Consider the following 17,812-nt stretch of genomic DNA (forward strand, 5'->3'; position numbering starts at 1 on the left):
AGGAACTAGAAGAACTATATGAAAAATACAAAGACTATGGATTTGAAATACTAGACTTTCCTTGCAATCAATTTGGTGAACAAGCGCCTGGGACAATAGAAGAAATCAATGAATTTTGTGCGCTTCACTTCAATACAAAATTTGAGCGCTTTGCAAAAATAAATGTAAACGGTGAACATGCGATTCCTTTATACAAAGAACTTGTAAAAGAGAAGGGATTTAATGGATTCAATCCAAATCATAAACTAACGCCCGTACTAGAAGAAAAGCTATCGAAACAAGATCCAAACTATAAACAAGATCCATCAATTAAATGGAATTTTACAAAATTCTTAATTGATGCGGAAGGTACTGTAATTGAAAGATTTGAACCAACAGAAGATATGAAGGTTGTAGAAGAATATATTAAGAATCAAATTTAGTAATAAAATTTAAGGCTTCATATTGGGACAAGAAGTTAGGTAAATTAATAAGAGTCTAGTTATTATAGTAATGAACTAGACTTTTCTAATGCAAAGGAGTATGAAATTAATTAGTAACATATTATGATTAATTTAGGAGATTATTAGTAATGAACAAAGAGAAATTAGAAAGATATTTAATACAAAAGCGAATTCCTTTCTTTAAGAATAAACCAATGTCAGAGTATACAACACTTAAATTAGGTGGACCGGCGTGGTTTGTCGTTGAAGTACAAGACTATACAGATATAGTTACAGTAAAGAAGAAAGCAGATGAATGCAGTATACCTATGCTTATATTAGGGAATGGCTCAAACATACTATTTAAAGATAAAGAATTTGAAGGAATAGTTGTAGTACTAGCTAAGAAACTTAAAAAGATAGAAGTGGTAAATACCAATATAATTGCTGAAGCTGGTGCTAGTTTGATGGATGTATGTGATGAAGCATGCAAGCATAGTCTAATGGGAATGGAATTTGCTTATGGTATTCCAGGTTCTGTTGGAGGTGCAATCTATATGAATGCTGGAGCATTTGAGGGTGAGGTAAAAGATATTGTAAGAGAGATACAATATATTGATGAAGATGGTAATATTAAAAATATTAAGGTAAAACCAAAAGATTTCTCTTATCGTAAGAGTATGTTTACAGATACTAATAAGATAATACTAAAAGTAATATTCGAATTATCAATGGGGAATCGTGATGAGGTAAGGTCATTGATGGATAGATATTGGAATAGACGTAAGGAGAGACAACCATTAGAGTATCCAAGTGCGGGTTCTGTTTTTAAGCGACCTGTGGGAGATTATGCAAGCCGTTTAATCGATGTGAGTGGATTAAAAGGTAAGTGTTGTGGTGGTGCAATGGTATCTGAAAAGCATGCTGGATTTTTGATAAATTATGACCATGCAACAAGTAATGATTTTATTGAACTCATTGAGTATGTACAAAAAGAAGTAAAAAAACAAACGGGATTCGATTTGGAATGTGAGATTAAAATAGTTGAGAATAAAAAACAGTAGTCATCAAGAAATAAAAATAGAAGGTTTACCCGTTTAGTTAAACTATCAATAAAAGAACGCATTAAGTATCGTAGATTAAAAAAGTCGTTGGATATACTAAAAGAAACATGTGATAAGATTATCGCTATATCGCCTAATCTAGTGTTTGGATCACCAGAGAACAAATCTAGTATTTTTTAAAAGTATATTTTGCAGGTTTAAATGTATCTAAGGACATTCAAATAGATGGTTTGGAAACAATTGATTTATTGCTTGGAGAATATTTGGCTTGAAAATTTGAAGTTATAAACTTTGAATCATTAGTTATGAATGCACTTTATAAAGCATAAAAGTTGTTATGTACTAGTAGGCTAGCTCATAAAGGAATAGAAATTGAGCTAGTAGGAATTGAAAAAAATAGTAATCATAACGCACAAATAAGCTCGTTAGAAACCCAGATGAAAATTAAAAAGTTATACCAAAGGTATCTTCTCTATGTAACCAATATGATACTTCTTTATAATCTATAAACGCAAAAACACATAAAAAATATAAGTAAATATTTATATGAGCCTATATGAGCATATTGATAAAATTCATTATACTTCTTATTCTAGTCTTAGAAAGAAGAAGATATATGAATAAAAAATATAGATCACAAATAATTAATTGGGTAATATATATTTGCACTTCTCCAAGTTTATACTTAATGAATATAGCCCAAGCACTAATATTTCAAATCACAACAGATCAAGCAATGAGTAATACGTTGGTTAATAAAAATTTCATATTGAAATTTATAATATGTACAATCATAATTATTGGACTAATAATATTTAAAGAAATTGCAATATATTACAAAAATAAATTAGTTCAAAAATATACTAAAGAAATTAGGCAAAAAATTATTGAAAAACCATTAAATGATTATTGGGCTACAAGAGAAATTTCAAATGCAGTTTATTATTCAACATTAACAATAGATATAAATATACTTGAAAATAAATTTTATTTGCCATGCTTTTCGATATTCGAAAAAAGTCTTTTACTATTTTTTTCATGTGTTTATGTGTATTATATAAACTCAAAAGTATTATTTATACTACTAATTTTTGCAATTCCATTAACTCTAATACCTAAAACAATCTCAAATAAAATTAACAACTATAATATTGAATATTTAGAAGCAAACGAAGCAATGCTTAACGAAGTTGAAGATATTTTAAACGCGAGAACAGTAGTAAAAGAATTTAATGTAGGTAACCATTTCATAGTCAAAGCAAATAAAACATTTGAAAAAATTATTAAACAATTAATGAAATTATTAAAAATACAGTATCTTGCAGAAGCTGGCATAGATTCAATTTCATTTATAGCGTTTTTAGTAACCAACTTTTATTCATTATATTTATTTAGTAATCAACTAATTACATTTGGTGAAGTCACTGCAATAGTTCAATTATCAAATACTATTTTTTGGCCATTGCAAGTAATAATTGAACAAATCAATTTAATAAATTCGACAAAAACGCAAAGAAATAAAATAAAAGAAATGACTAAATCTGAAGAAAATTTGAAAAATGAAGTAAATCAAAACTGGAAAACTATACATGTCAATTTAATGGATATTAAATATAATGAAAAAATAATTATAAAAAATCCTACTTTTGTAATTAAAAAAAATGATAAAGTTTTGATAAAAGGAGAGAATGGTTCAGGAAAATCATCATTCTTGAAAACGATAGCAAATTACTTAAGTAATAACGCAGGCTATTACAAAATTGATGGAATTAGCTCAAGTGATATTAGTTCGTTGTGTACATATGTAGAACAAACACCAATTATATTTGATACAACAATCTTAGAAAACATTTGTTTAGGTGAAAAATTTAGTGAGCAAAAAATTAATAAAGTTATTGAAAATACAAATTTGAAAGAATTAATAAAAAATAAGGGGTATGAATATAAGTGTGGTAAAAATGGGGAAAATTTATCTGGCGGAGAAAGACAAAAAATACATTTAGCAAGAGCGCTTTTACGAAATAAAGATTTCTTATTGCTTGATGAATCATTTTCTTCTATAGATAGTAAGAGCAGAATGGAAATAACTGAAAAAATATTTTCTAATTGTGATTTAACAATACTCTGTGTTTCTCATGTAGATGAATTAGAAATAATGAAGTATTTCAATAGAGTTATTGATATTACTGATAAAAAAATGATCGAAAGAAGAATAGACTAGAATCTTAGTATATGAGTTTGATATGATAGTAATGAGGTGATGGGAATGCCATTTTCATGTAAAGATAATAATGGATTTAAATCTGTTGATTTGATTACTGCTCATATTTTAAGAAGAGAAAGAGAAAATGAAAATATGAGTGTTAATTTTCTTGCGGATGTTTTAGGAATAAGTGCTAGCCATTTGAGTGCAATTGAATTAGGTAAAAAAAAACCATCAAATGAACTTTTAATCACATTATCGAAAAACCTAGGGGTTGAATTGTCTATGGATACTAATGTGAAAGATTCAAGTGCTGATTTATTAAATAAGGTATTGAAATATTTAGTGTACAATCAAAGTAATATGTTAGTGGAAATGTATAATAACATAAAAGAAAAAGAAAAAAATATACTTTATTATTCTTCGGGTTTAATAGAGTACTTATTATCAATATGTATAAGTGCATACATGTTAAATGAACTTAACGAAGTGAAAGATAGTATAGATGAGTTAAATATATTAGAAAAAATATCTAGTTTAGAACATAGAAAAATTATATATCTTCTAAACGGTGTTTACTATAAAGAACTTGGGGATTATGAAAAAGCTTCAGAATATTATTCGAAAAGCAAGGTAATTGTTAGTGAGAATGATTGTATTAACGGTTATCTATCGCTTAAACTTGCCGAGGTTCATTGTTTATTAGACAAAAACATAGAAGGATTCAAAGAATGTGAATGCGCAATAGCATATATGACGAAAGTTATGGCATTTGATTTTTTAGTGTATGCAAATGCAATTAAGGCATCAATATTAGTAAATGAAAACGAAGAAGATGCAATATCTATATTCAAATCTTTACTTTTGATTGATGAGATATATCCAGGTATTTTAAAAAATCATAAATTAATGATTTATAATAATATGTCATATGGATATATGTTGAACAAAAACTATTCTAAATCAATTATTTATACAAAACTTGCTTTAGAAATAAATGATGAAATAAATTCAATCAAATATCAAGTGCCATATTGTTATTGGAAACTATGTGATGAGGACAATGCACTACTTGAAATTAGTAAATTAAAGATTAATACTAAAACAATTGAGTGGTATATTATTACGCTAATTAAAAAAGCTATTTTGCATAATGATATAGAAGAGGATTTTAAAATTTTTAAAGATATTATCAAATTTTTAAAGCCAAATAGATATCAATTATTTCTTAAAGAATTTTGTTTTGATTTAGATGTATACTGTAAAGAATCTCTGGATAATTAATTAATATTCCTCAAAAATATCTTCATGATATCTATCTTAAAATTGTTATACTGCACTAAGTATATTTTTTAATAAATTTAGGGAAGTGCATTGCTTTAATTCACAATATTTTATTCTTATGACCTTGACAAAATGTATAGTTCATAATGTAAAGATAAATCATGATAATTATTTAACATTTTTGTTTACAAAGAGCGACAGGTGATCAAGAGAAATCATGGTGATAATAAGTTTGTTATGCTTAATTCTATATAAATAATGTTAAAATCATTACTTTTTATACTATAATAGTATTTTTCATCATTTATACACAATTGAAATAATGCCTTTAAATAAAGGCTTTTTTATAGTTGTATTCGCTTTCATAGATAATATCTATTGCTTTATCATCTATTATTCAATAATAGATGATGTTTACAAGTAAAATTGTGAATGTTATAATCAATATGCTCAAGAGAAATGGAGATTTATTATGTTTGAAAAAATTAGAGATGTATTAGTAGAAACCCTTAATGTAGATGCTGAGTTAATTACACCTGAAGCATCATTAAAAGATGATTTAGGAATTGATTCATTAGCGGCTGTGGAGTTGTCACTAGAATTAGAAAGCAATTTTGACATCAAAATTGAAGATGAAGAACTTGTTCAATTAAAAACTGTTGGCGATATCGAAAAACTATTAGCAGGGAAATAAAAGGGAGCAATTCCCTTTTTTACTAACAAATATGAAAAAAGAAGAATTAAAAGACTTAATACGCGAATTTGAAGGTACTTCACTTACTAAATTAAGTATAGAAGAAAAAGACTTTAAGGTTTGCTTAGAAAAGAATAACGGTATAAGTCCTGTTGTTGTTGCCAACCAACCTGCAGTACAGAATACTATTTCAAATATACAAGAAACAAGTGCACCAAAGAAAACGATTAATGCTCCTCTTGTAGGAACATTCTATTTAACGCGTTCACCTGATAGTAAACCAGTTGCTACAGTTGGACAAAAAGTAAATATCGGCGATACTGTTGGAATCATTGAAGCGATGAAAGTCATGAATGAAATCCAAGCAGATAAAGAAGGTGTAATTAAAGCTATTCTTGCACCATCGGGTAAACTTGTTGAATTTGATCAACCGCTACTTGAAATCGAATAATGATAAAAAAGATATTAATTGCTAATCGTGGTGAAATAGCTGTCAGAATTATACGTACTTGTAAGTTGTTGAATATCAATACTGTAGCGGTTTATTCAACAGCAGATAGAGAAGCTTATCATGTGCAACTTGCAGATGAGAGTGTGTGTATTGGAAGTGCGCCGAGCAAAGATAGTTATTTAAATATTAACGCGATTATAGAAGCTGCTAAAGGTACTGGTGCTGATGCAATTCATCCTGGATTTGGGTTTCTAAGTGAAAATAGTAGTTTTGCAAGAAAAGTTGAAGAAGAAGGAATTATTTTTATTGGACCTAGTGCTGATGTAATAGATAGGATGGGTGATAAATCAAATGCCCGTGCATCAATGATAGCGGCAGGAGTATCGGTTATTCCAGGATCTAAAGAATGTATATCTACTAGCCAAGAATGTTTAGAAATGGCAAATAAAATGGGATATCCAGTGATTATTAAAGCCAGTAGTGGTGGCGGTGGTCGTGGTATGAGAATTGTATATGAAGAAAAAGATTGTATTACTGCGTACCAACAAGCACGTAGTGAAGCGGCAGTCTCTTTTGGTGATGATAGCGTTTATATGGAAAAATATTTGGTAAATCCAAAACATATAGAAGTTCAATTGCTTTGTGATAAACATGGAAATGTCACACATTTATTTGAAAGAGATTGTTCAATGCAAAGAAGAAATCAAAAAACAGTTGAAGAGGCACCTTGTGATGTATTGAGCCAAGATGCAAAAGAAAGACTATATGCAGATGCTATTAAAGCGGCTAAATATGTAAATTATGATAGTGTTGGAACAATTGAATTCTTAGTTGATCATGAACAAAACCACTACTTTATGGAAATGAATACTCGTATTCAAGTTGAACATACGATTAGTGAAATGATTACCGGTATTGATTTAATCAAAGCACAAATAAGAGTAGCTGAAGGTAAACCACTTGAGTTTAGCCAACAAGATATTGTTTGTACAGGACATGCAATTGAGTGTCGTATAAATGCTGAGAATGTTAAAGCTAATTTTGCACCAAATCCTGGAACGGTAAAAACATATCATGTACCAGGTGGTTCAGGAATTCGTATTGACAGTGCAGTTTATGCAGGGTATACAATACCACCGTTTTATGACTCAATGATTTTAAAGTTAATAGTACATGCACCTACACGTTTAGAAGCAATTAAGCGCATGCGTATTGCATTAGAAGAATTATTAATTGAAGGTGTAGAAACAAATATTGAATTTCAATATATTTTATTTCATGATCCTATATTTGTAAGTGGAAAATATGATACATCGTCACTTACTAAGTTTATTGAAGAGGTAAAGAAAAATGAACTCAGCCTTTAAGGAGCGAAAAGACAGGTTACAGTTTTTTAGAGAATATCGTGAGAAATTACTATCAAAACCTAAAAAAAAGATAACTAGTCCTGATACATGGCAATGTAATAAATGCAATAGTGTGTATAGCTATGAAGAAATACATAATCATTATTTTGTATGTCCACATTGTCAATATGTACACGCATTAACAGCTGAACAAAGACTAGAATATGTATGTGATTCAAATACATTTATTGAAACATTTCATTCACTAAAGCGAATGAAGAAAAGTATGTTTCCAGGATATGAAGGAAAGATATTAAAATTACAAGAAAATTTAGGAATGAATGAAGCAGTTGTTACAGGTGTATGTAAAATAGGTAGTTATCGTTCAGCAATTTGCGTAATGGATAATCGATTCTTAATGGGTAGTATGGGTGAGGTAGTAGGGGAAAAGATTACTCGCCACATAGAATATGCCACTAAGAAAAGACTTCCATTGATTATATTTAGTTGTAGTGGTGGAGCACGTATGCAAGAAGGAATTATATCTTTGATGCAAATGGCAAAAACAAGTGCAGCATTAGCTAAACATGATGAAGCTGGGTTGTTATATATTTCTTACTTAACTCATCCGACAACAGGTGGGGTTAGTGCCAGCTTTGCAATGCTTGGCGATATCCAATTAAGTGAACCACAATGCTTAATAGGATTTGCTGGGAAACGGGTTATTCAATCAACAGTAAATGAAAAATTGCCAGAAGATTTTCAAACAGCAGAGTTCTTGGAGAAAAAAGGATTCCTAGATCAAATCGTTGAACGAGAAAACATGAGATCTACATTAATACAATTGTTGAAGATTCATGAGAGAGGTAAAAAATGAGTTGGTCACAAGCAGAAGAAAAAATAATACTTCTTCGCGAATTGTTAGAAAACTGTTCAAAAGAAGAAGCAATTCAAATAAAAAAAGAAATTGATTTACTAAAAAAAGATGCATATTCATCATTAGATGCGTGGGATATTGTGTGTTTAGCGCGTCATCAAAAGCGTTTAAAAGCAATGGATTTGGTTGAAAGTTTATTTACTGATTTGTTTGAACAAAAGGGTGATCGTTATTTTGGTGAAGATGGAGCTTTGTGGGGTGGACTAGGTAGTTTCTTAGGAAAACCAGTTACGATCTTAGCACAAAGAAAAGGTAAAACATTACAAGAAAATATGGAATGTAATTTTGGGATGATGAATCCTGAAGGATATAGAAAAGCATTAAGATTAGCTAAACAGGCAGAGAAGTTTAATCGTCCTATTATAACTATCGTTGATACATCAGGTGCCTATCCTGGTAAAGGTGCTGAGGAGAGGGGACAAGCAGAAGCAATTGCTCAATGCTTAAAGCAATTCATGACACTAAATGTTCCAGTGATCACAATAGTTTTATCAGAAGGTGGAAGTGGTGGTGCATTGGCATTAAGTGTATCAGATCACATCATGATGCTAGAAAATGCAATTTACTCTATTTTATCACCTGAGGGATTTGCGAGTATTTTATGGAAAGATGAAACAAGAGTAAAAGAAGCGGCAACAATAATGGAATTAACATCAAAAGATTTATATAAAAAAGGTATTGTAGATCAAGTGATTAAGGAACCACTTGGAGGTATTCAAGAGAATCCAAATTATTGCATTGAACAAATACGCCAAGGTTTATATGAACAACTAAATAAACTTCAAAGCCAAAGTGGAAAAGTAAGAAGTAAAGTACGTTACGAAAAATTTCGAAAGTTAGGAGCGTGTCATGAGTAGAATATTATCTGTGGGTAGTTATGCGCCAACAAAAGTACTAACTAATGATGATTTAAGTAAACTAGTAGATACAAATGATGAATGGATTGTACAACGCACAGGGATTTCAAATAGACACATTGTAAGTGATGGTGAAACTAATTTAGATATTGCAACTAAAGCAGCACAAATAGCACTAGCTAAATCAGGTTTAGATAAAGAGGAAATAGATTGCATATTATATGCAACAATCACTCCAGATACATTTACTCCTTCTATGGCTTGCCAATTGAAAAGAAGATTGAATATTGATCGTAAGAATTTATTAGCATTTGATATCAATGCCGCGTGTAGTGGATTTGTAGTTGCATTAGAAACAGCACATCATTTACTAAGAAGTTATTCAAATATTTTAGTGGTAGCAAGTGATACAATGAGTCGTATCATTGATTGGAGTGATCGAGGAACTTGTATTCTATTTGGAGATGGTGCAGGTGCAGTAGTATTAACGCAAAGTAATTTCAATCCAATATTTCATAGCTTTACTGAACACGATATCACAGACAGTTTAAAAACTAATTCAATTTATGATGAGCACACTTACTTATCTATGAAAGGCACTGATGTATTTAAATTTGCAGTAAATGCTTTAACAACATGTATTCGCAAAGAATTGGAAGAGGCTAACACATCAATAGATAATGTGGATTATATACTTGCTCATCAAGCTAATGTAAGGATTATTAGTTTAGCATGTAAACAGTTAGGAATTAATGAAGATAAGTTTTATAAAAACATACAAGAATATGGAAATACATCAAGTGCTAGTGTGCCATTAGTATTAGCAGAAATGGTAGAAAAGAAAATGCTTAAAAAGGGTCAAACAGTTTTATTTGTAGCGTTTGGCTCAGGGTTAACTTATAGCAGTTGCCTTTGGAAATTAGAAGGAGATATCGAATAAATGAATATAAAAGAATTATTTAATGTAGAATATCCAATTTTACAAGGAGCAATGGCTCATATCGCAACACCTGAGTTTGCTGCGGCAGTATCAAATGCTGGAGCATTAGGAATTATTGCAACAGGTGCAATGGATTCTGAACAAGTTAAAAAAGCTATTGTTAGATGTAAAGAATTAACTGATAAACCATTTGGTGTAAATCTAATGTTAATGAATCCACACTCTGATGCAATTGTTGAAGAGATATTAAAAAACCCAGTTGCATTTGTAACTACAGGTGCAGGAAATCCTGGTAAGTATTGTCAGCAATTAAAAGCTGCTGGTATTAAAATATATCCAGTTGTAAATAGTGTAGCACTTGCAAAGCGTTTAGTTGATAATGGCGTTGATGGAATTATTGCGGAGGGAACTGAATCAGGAGGTCATGTTGGTGAATTAACAACAATGGCACTTGTTCCGCAAATGGTACAGGCTGTAAATGTTCCTGTAATAGCTGCTGGTGGAATTGCTTGTGGAGCACAATTAAATGCATGTTTAGCATTAGGAGCGGTAGGGGTTCAAATAGGAACTAGATTTCTAGTGAGTGAAGAATGCCCAGTACATGAAAATTATCAACAAGCAGTAATCAAGGCAAAAGATTTAGATACGGTAGTAACAGGTAGAAATCTTGGTGCTCCTGTTCGTATATTAAAGAATCAGATGGCATTACAATATCGTAAATTAGAAATGACAAATGCAGATAAAGAGGAATTAGAAATAATTACACTTGGTGCATTGCGTCGTGCAGTATTTGAAGGTGATATGAAACATGGATCAGTGATGATGGGTCAAGTTGCTGGACTATGTAAAAAAATTCAACCCATTAAAGAGATATTAGATGAGTTAATGCAAGAAGCAAAAGAAAATAAAATGGAGCTAAATAAAATATGGCAAGAACTTTCAATCTAGCTTTGAATAAAATGGAGTGTCCATTAATTCAAGGTGGGATGGGAGTGGGGATATCCCTTGGTAACTTAGCTGGAACTGTAATGAGTTGTAAAGCTATGGGCGTAATCTCTTTAGCTCATCCGGGTTATCGTGATCCAGAATTTATGAAGAATCCATTTGAAGCAAATGTAAAAGCATTAAATGAAGAAGTAAAAAAAGCGCGCGAATTAAGTAATGGTTTAGGACTTCTTGCGGTCAATGCAATGTGTGCTATCAATAGGTATGAGGAATATGTTCAATCGGCTCTTGATGCAGGAGTAGATGCGATTATTAGTGGCGCAGGATTACCTTTATCATTACCTGCAATTACTAAAGGACATGATGTGCTTATTGCACCAATTGTATCTAGTGCTAAAGCTGCACAATTATTGTTGAAGAGTTGGGATCGTCATTATAATTGCACAGCGGATTTTATTGTAATTGAAGGGCCTGATGCTGGAGGGCATTTAGGATTTAAACAAGAAGAATTATTTCAGCATACAGCTAAAACTGTAATTGATATATTAGAAGAAACAAAACCGATTGTTAAAGAATATGAAGAAAAGTATAATCGTTTAATTCCTATTTATGTTGCAGGTGGAATGAATACAAAAGAAAAGATAAAAGAAGCAATTGAACATGGAGCACAAGGGGTACAAGTAGCTACCTCATTTATTCCAACAATTGAATGTGATGCGAATGTTAAGTTTAAAGAAATGTTTTTAAATCATAATCAACAAGAATTAACATTAATTAAAAGTCCTGTTGGATATTATGGTAGAGCAATTTCTAATTCTTTATCTAAGCAATTAGAAAAGGGAAGAGTAGAGCCTAAGTATTGTATTAATTGTATTAAACCATGTGATTTTAAAGTTACTCCATTTTGTATTACAGAAGCACTTATACAAGCTGCTAAAGGTAATGTAGTTGATGGTTTAATATTTAGTGGAACTACTATTCCAACGCAGACAAAACTACGACATGTTAAAGAAGTAATTGAAGATTTAGTAGGAGAATTAATATGAAAATAGCATTTGTATTTGCAGGGCAAGGATCTCAATATATTGGAATGGGAAAAGAGAACTTAGCTAATACTGCATTTAAAGAAGTATTTGATAGATGTAACAAAGATAATGAATTGGCTCATGTTTGTTTTGAAGATATAGATCGTTTAAATGCAACTAGAGATGCGCAATGGGCTATTTATAGTATCTCAATGGCATCGGCTAATATGCTAGTACAAGAAGGTATTCAACCAAGTGGGTGTATTGGACTTAGTCTAGGTGAATACAGTGCATATGGATTCGCTAAAGCTTATTCAATTGAAGATGGTGTGATGCTTACTAAAAAACGTGGAGCATTAATGCAAGATACAATTGAAAAAACAAAGAGTGGGATGGCTGCCATACTAGCATTAAGTAGCGATAAAATTGAAGAAGCATGTAAGAGTGCAAGTAATATTGGGGTTGTAAGTGTGGCTAATTATAATGCACCAGATCAAATCGTAATTACTGGCGAAGAAAATGCATTGGAACAAGCTATGCAAAACTGCATGGATTTAGGAGCACGTCGTGCAATTAAGTTAGCAGTAAGTGGTGCCTTTCATAGTAGTTTATTAATCCCAGCACAAGCAGAACTTGAAAAAGCATTAAATGAAGTTTCATGGAGTAAACCGACAATACCTGTATATACAAATTTTACAGGAAGTGTTGCGGATAATATTGTAAATAGCTTAAAAGAACAATTAGTTTCTCCTGTTTTATTCCAAAAAGGAATTGAAAAGATGATAGTTGATGGATTTGATACATTTATTGAAATTGGACCTAAGACTACTTGTTCAAGTTTTATTAAGAAAATTGCATTAGCAAATAATACAACTGTAACTATATGTAATGTAGATGATATGAAAAGTTTTGAAAAGACAAAAGAAATAATCTTAGGAGGCAATCATGAGTAGAAAAGTAGCGTTAGTAACAGGTGCGAGTCGTGGCATTGGATCAGCAATTGCAAAAGCTTTAGCATCTGATCATGATGTGGTCATTAACTTTGCAAGTAGTGAAGTACAAGCACAAGAAGTACTTAAATCATTGCCAGAAGGAAATCATTCAATTTATAAATGTGATGTACAAAATCATGAAGATGTAAAAATGATGATGGAAGAAATTGTTAAGAATTACGGTCATATTGATGTGTTAGTAAACAATGCTGGTATTACTAGAGATAATTTAATGTTAAAAATGAGTGATGATGATTTTGATAAAGTAATGTCGATAAACACAAAAGGATGTTTCAATTGTATTCAATCAATTACTAGGATTATGATGAAACAACGTGCTGGGAAAATTATTAACATAGCAAGCGTTATTGGGTTAATTGGTAATGTAGGGCAAGTAAATTACGCAGCAAGTAAAGGCGCAATAATTGCAATGACCAAAGCAAGTGCTAAAGAACTAGGATCACGAAATATACAAGTAAACGCTATAGCTCCAGGATTTATTGAAACAGAAATGACACAAGTACTAAATGATGATCTAAAAAATAAGATGCTAGATGTTATTCCTTTAAAGCGTTTTGGACAAGCAGATGAAGTAGCACATGTTGTAAAATTCTTAGCTTCCAGTGATTCGAATTATATTACAGGACAAACAATTGTAATAGATGGTGGGATGGTGATGTAAATGAAAAGAAGAGTTGTAATTACAGGTATGGGTGCTGTGTCACCAATTGGAAATACAGTTGATGAAGTTAAAAAAAGTATTCATGATGGCAAATGTGGAATAGCTCCAATTAAGTCGTTTGATACTACAAATTTTCGAGTTAAATTAGCTGCAGAAGTTAAAGAATTAGATACAGAAAAATACTTTACACCAAGAGAATTAAAGTTCAACGATCGTTTTGCACAATTCGCAAGAATTGCTGCTAAACAAGCCATGGAAGATAGTGGAATCAACGTTGAAGATAATAATAGTATTGGTGTATTACTTGGTTCAGGTATTGGTGGATTATCATCAATTGAAAATGCAACAAAGATACTAGAAGAAAGAGGAGCTACAAGAATTTCTCCATACTTTATTCCAATGTCATTAATCAATTTAGCAGCAGGAGATGTTGCGATAGATCATAAACTACACGGAAGTGTTCAATGTATTGTTACAGCTTGCGCATCAGCTACAGATGCTATGGGAATAGCTTTCCAACGTATTCGTGATGGATATGAAGATACTATTGTAACAGGTGGATGCGAAGCTGCAATTACTCCTGTAGGTATTGGTGGATTCATGGCGATGCGCGCATTATGTGAAAAAGAAGATGTGAATCGTGCAAGTATTCCATTTGATAAAGAGCGTAGCGGATTTGTTATGGGTGAGGGAGCAGCAATTCTTGTTTTTGAGGAATTGGAAATAGCTAAAAAACGTGGTGCTAAAATCTATGCGGAAGTTGTAGGGTATGGAGCAACATGTGATGCAAATCATATTACAGCGCCAGCAGAGAATGGTGAATATGCTACAATCGCAATGCAAAAAGCAATCAATGATGGGAATCTAAAAGCAAAAGATATTAGTTATATTAATGCACATGGAACATCTACTAATTTAAATGATTTAACAGAAACTAAAGCTATTAAAAATTGCTTTAAAGAGTATAAACCATATGTATCTAGTACAAAATCAATGACAGGGCATTTATTAGGAGCAAGTGGTGCTATTGAAGGTGTTATTAGCGTTTTAGCATTACAAGATCAATTTATTCCAGCAACTATAAATCATAATGTAATAGATGAAAATTGTGATTTGAATTTAGTATTAAATACAGGAATTAATACAAAAGTAAAATATGCTATGAGTAACTCACTAGGATTTGGTGGACATAACGCATCTATTATCTTCAAACATTGGGAGGATTAAACATGATTTATAGTAGTGATGATATTAAAAAAATAATTCCTCATCGTTATCCATTTTTATTGGTTGATACAATAGAATCAATTGAAGGTGATAAGATTGTTGGGAAGAAATGTGTTAGTACAAATGAAATGCATTTTGTAGGACACTTTCCAGATAAGCAAGTGATGCCAGGAGTATTAATTCTTGAATCACTTGCTCAAACAGGTGCAGTATTATTACTTTCGATTCCTGAGAATAAGGGAAAGATTGCATTGTTTGCAGGAATTAATAAAGCTAGATTTAAGCGTCAAGTAGTACCGGGTGATGTTTTAATGTTAGAGGTAGAATTAGTTAAAGTTAGAATGGGAATTGGATTTGCAAATGCTAAGGCAACTGTTGATGGTCAATTGGCATGTGAAGCAGAACTTATGTTTGCGATTGATAATTCGAAATAGAGGTAGAAAATGATAGTAGGTATTGGGTGTGATATTTGCATGATTGAGCGAGTTAATTTAAACATAGCATCTAAGATATTAACGAATAATGAGATGGTTGAATTCAACAAGTTACAAGCAAATAGACAAAAAGAATGGTTAGCTGGAAGATTTGCAGCGAAAGAAGCAATTATAAAAGCAACAGGTATTCTTATAATGAGTGAAATAGAAATAATAACATCTAAAGAAGGTAAACCAATTTGTATGATTGATGGATTAAAAATTCATGTTTCTATCAGTCATGATGGCGATTATGCAATGGCACAAGTGGTAGCTGAAAATGTTTAGAATATTTAAAGGAATTATCTATGTTTTAATTACATGGTTTAGTGCTAAAAAAGTAGAACATAAATCTTTTAGTATACGGTATCAAACTACAAGAGAATGTTGTTTGGAATTTCTAAGAATTGTAAAAACACCAGTATTATCTAACGATGTTGATTTGCCTAATGGAGCAGTATTGTTTGTATCAAATCATCAAGGAACAATGGATCCGCTTATTATTGTCGCGGCTATTCAAAAACCCACTACATTCATATCTAAAAAAGAAAATAAAAAAATTCCAGTAATTAATACATGGGCTAGAATATTGGATTTAATATATTTTGATCGCAATGATCAGTCTAGTGCAATTAAAATGTTAAGAGAGGCATCACGCTGGTTAAAAGATGGGAATTCAGTATTAATATTTCCAGAAGGTACAAGGTCAAAATGTAAAACAGTGAATACATTTCATGAAGCGGCACTTAAACCTGCTTATCTAGGTAAGGCAAGTATTGTGCCAATTACACTGCATAATGTATTTGAAGATTTTAATAATATTAAAACTAAAACGCCATATCGAGTAACTATCGGCAAGCCATTATTATATGAAGATTATAAAGATAAAGATTTAAAAGAATTAGCTAAATATTTACATGATGAAATTAAAAAACCAATATTAAATGAAAGCCAATCGTAGGATTGGCTTTAGTCATATATGAAATTATTGAAATGATGAGAAAGTATACTCGTATAAATCAGAGCGATAAAATGTAATTGTATATTGAAAAGGAACTTCTTCTTCAATATAACGGATTGATATGCTTTTTAATAGAGCGTGACTTTTTGTTTCTAATAAAGTAATTTGATCATCAGTACCTTCTACAGCACTCAGGTTTATTATAATTAAAAAAGAAAGTTTTAAAAATTTAAAACATCATTAGTTAAAGATACTTTGTTATCTTACAAACCTTTCTCGGTTAAGAATATTTTCGTATATTTAAATAAGTCATAAAATATTACATTGACACACAGATATAGGTAACGTATATTTAGTCTACTCATGCGAGAAGGAGATTGAAATGATAAGTGATAGCATTCTTGAAGAAATGTCTCAAGTAATTGAAAATCAATTCATTGTTAATAATAGTAAAAATATTTTTTGTAATACAAATCAGCTTTTATTTCATGAAGATACAATGAATAGAATATTGAAATTAAGAGAACATATCCATGATATATCATCGGAACAAATAAATTATTTAGCATTTAAATACCAAAATCATTTTATATCTCAGTTTTACGCTATAAATCAGTATACATATTTTGATCAAGAATCTTTGCAGGATATTACAAATATTTTTATTAGTTTGATAAATGAATTAAAGGATCCCTCAATATCAATATTAGATATAGAAAATAGGCACTTTAATAAAATTCTTGATTTTATTAAAATCAGTAATCCATCTCTTTTTGAAATAAATAAAAATGACAATAAAGTATCAAAACAATTTGTATGTGCGCAATATACAGGTGAATTTTTATGTGATTTATTAAGTATTAATGTATCTAATATGAAAGGTAAAGTATTGGATATAGGGTGTGGATTAGATGGACAGCTTGTAACATATCTTCGTAAGATGAATATTGAAGCATATGGAATTGATAGGGAAACTAACACGACTTGGTGTACATCAGTTGATTGGTTTATATATGAATATGATATTGAAAAATGGGATTTAATAATATCTAATCTTTCATTTTCTAGTCATTTTTTATATCATCACTTACATAATGAAAAAATATCTGATCAGTATGCATCTACTTATATGAGAATACTATCTTCATTAAAAAAAGAAGGGCAATGGATGTATGCTCCTTCAATTCCTTTTTTTGAAAATTTATTACCTAAAGAAGTATATAAAATAGAAAGAAATCAAATCAATAAAGATTTCTCAAGAACCATTATTACAAAATTATAGTAATTCTAATTCATCCATAAATTTTGC

Annotated in this window: 19 protein-coding genes; all 19 read left to right on the forward strand. The window is 30.7% G+C overall.

What is annotated here, in order from left to right:
* The coding region (locus tag RR430_RS06370) for a glutathione peroxidase (RefSeq protein ID WP_332508791.1) at positions 1–422 on the forward strand (422 nt) is incomplete at its 5' end.
* 149 nt (positions 423–571) lie between these two features.
* Entirely contained in the window at positions 572–1,486 is a 915-nt protein-coding gene (gene murB, locus RR430_RS06375; protein WP_332488252.1) for a UDP-N-acetylmuramate dehydrogenase, read from the forward strand.
* A gap of 616 nt (positions 1,487–2,102) precedes the next feature.
* A complete protein-coding gene (locus RR430_RS06380; RefSeq protein ID WP_332488250.1) occupies positions 2,103–3,707 on the forward strand; it encodes an ABC transporter ATP-binding protein in 1,605 nt (534 codons plus the stop codon).
* 45 nt (positions 3,708–3,752) lie between these two features.
* On the forward strand, positions 3,753–4,973 hold the full coding sequence (locus RR430_RS06385; RefSeq protein ID WP_332488249.1) for a helix-turn-helix domain-containing protein: 1,221 nt from the start codon (positions 3,753–3,755) through the stop codon (positions 4,971–4,973).
* A 472-nt stretch (positions 4,974–5,445) separates the two neighbouring features.
* Positions 5,446–5,667 carry an acyl carrier protein gene (locus tag RR430_RS06390; protein ID WP_332488248.1) on the forward strand — a complete coding sequence of 74 codons (222 nt, stop codon included), beginning with the start codon at positions 5,446–5,448 and terminating at the stop codon, positions 5,665–5,667.
* Positions 5,668–5,698: 31 nt separating this feature from the next.
* Positions 5,699–6,118 carry an acetyl-CoA carboxylase biotin carboxyl carrier protein gene (gene accB / locus RR430_RS06395; RefSeq protein ID WP_332488247.1) on the forward strand — a complete coding sequence of 140 codons (420 nt, stop codon included), beginning with the start codon at positions 5,699–5,701 and terminating at the stop codon, positions 6,116–6,118.
* Positions 6,118–7,485 (forward strand): acetyl-CoA carboxylase biotin carboxylase subunit, encoded by a 1,368-nt coding sequence (gene accC, locus RR430_RS06400; protein WP_332488246.1) that lies wholly within the window; start codon positions 6,118–6,120, stop codon positions 7,483–7,485. The genes accB and accC overlap by 1 nt, the downstream gene beginning before the upstream one ends.
* The gene (accD, locus tag RR430_RS06405; RefSeq protein ID WP_332488245.1) at positions 7,469–8,341 is read left to right on the forward strand and encodes an acetyl-CoA carboxylase, carboxyltransferase subunit beta; all 873 of its coding nucleotides are present in this window, start codon (positions 7,469–7,471) and stop codon (positions 8,339–8,341) included. Before accC ends, accD begins: the two co-directional genes overlap by 17 nt.
* Positions 8,338–9,258 (forward strand): acetyl-CoA carboxylase carboxyltransferase subunit alpha, encoded by a 921-nt coding sequence (locus tag RR430_RS06410; protein ID WP_332488244.1) that lies wholly within the window; start codon positions 8,338–8,340, stop codon positions 9,256–9,258. Before accD ends, RR430_RS06410 begins: the two co-directional genes overlap by 4 nt.
* Entirely contained in the window at positions 9,251–10,198 is a 948-nt protein-coding gene (locus tag RR430_RS06415) for a beta-ketoacyl-ACP synthase III (protein WP_332488243.1), read from the forward strand. The genes RR430_RS06410 and RR430_RS06415 overlap by 8 nt, the downstream gene beginning before the upstream one ends.
* Positions 10,199–11,146, forward strand: a complete 948-nt coding sequence (locus RR430_RS06420; RefSeq protein WP_332488242.1) for a nitronate monooxygenase — start codon at positions 10,199–10,201, stop codon at positions 11,144–11,146.
* Entirely contained in the window at positions 11,125–12,189 is a 1,065-nt protein-coding gene (locus RR430_RS06425; protein WP_332488241.1) for an NAD(P)H-dependent flavin oxidoreductase, read from the forward strand. The genes RR430_RS06420 and RR430_RS06425 overlap by 22 nt, the downstream gene beginning before the upstream one ends.
* Positions 12,186–13,121: an ACP S-malonyltransferase gene (locus RR430_RS06430; RefSeq protein ID WP_332488240.1), complete on the forward strand. Its 936-nt coding sequence runs from the start codon at positions 12,186–12,188 to the stop codon at positions 13,119–13,121. The genes RR430_RS06425 and RR430_RS06430 overlap by 4 nt, the downstream gene beginning before the upstream one ends.
* Entirely contained in the window at positions 13,114–13,842 is a 729-nt protein-coding gene (fabG, locus tag RR430_RS06435; RefSeq protein WP_442878272.1) for a 3-oxoacyl-[acyl-carrier-protein] reductase, read from the forward strand. Before RR430_RS06430 ends, fabG begins: the two co-directional genes overlap by 8 nt.
* Positions 13,843–15,069 carry a beta-ketoacyl-ACP synthase II gene (fabF, locus tag RR430_RS06440; RefSeq protein ID WP_332508792.1) on the forward strand — a complete coding sequence of 409 codons (1,227 nt, stop codon included), beginning with the start codon at positions 13,843–13,845 and terminating at the stop codon, positions 15,067–15,069. It begins immediately after the preceding gene.
* A 2-nt stretch (positions 15,070–15,071) separates the two neighbouring features.
* Positions 15,072–15,503, forward strand: coding sequence for a 3-hydroxyacyl-ACP dehydratase FabZ (gene fabZ, locus RR430_RS06445; protein WP_332488237.1), 432 nt, complete (start codon positions 15,072–15,074; stop codon positions 15,501–15,503).
* Between the two features lie 9 nt (positions 15,504–15,512).
* A complete protein-coding gene (gene acpS / locus RR430_RS06450) occupies positions 15,513–15,830 on the forward strand; it encodes a holo-ACP synthase (RefSeq protein ID WP_332488236.1) in 318 nt (105 codons plus the stop codon).
* Positions 15,823–16,503, forward strand: coding sequence for a lysophospholipid acyltransferase family protein (locus RR430_RS06455; RefSeq protein ID WP_332488235.1), 681 nt, complete (start codon positions 15,823–15,825; stop codon positions 16,501–16,503). Before acpS ends, RR430_RS06455 begins: the two co-directional genes overlap by 8 nt.
* A gap of 382 nt (positions 16,504–16,885) precedes the next feature.
* Positions 16,886–17,785: a class I SAM-dependent methyltransferase gene (locus RR430_RS06460; protein ID WP_332488234.1), complete on the forward strand. Its 900-nt coding sequence runs from the start codon at positions 16,886–16,888 to the stop codon at positions 17,783–17,785.
* The last annotated feature ends 27 nt before the right edge of the window (positions 17,786–17,812 follow it).

Origin of the sequence: Anaerorhabdus sp., from assembly GCF_036641015.1 — a bacterium.
Lineage (GTDB): Bacteria > Bacillota_I > Bacilli_A > Erysipelotrichales > Erysipelotrichaceae > Anaerorhabdus.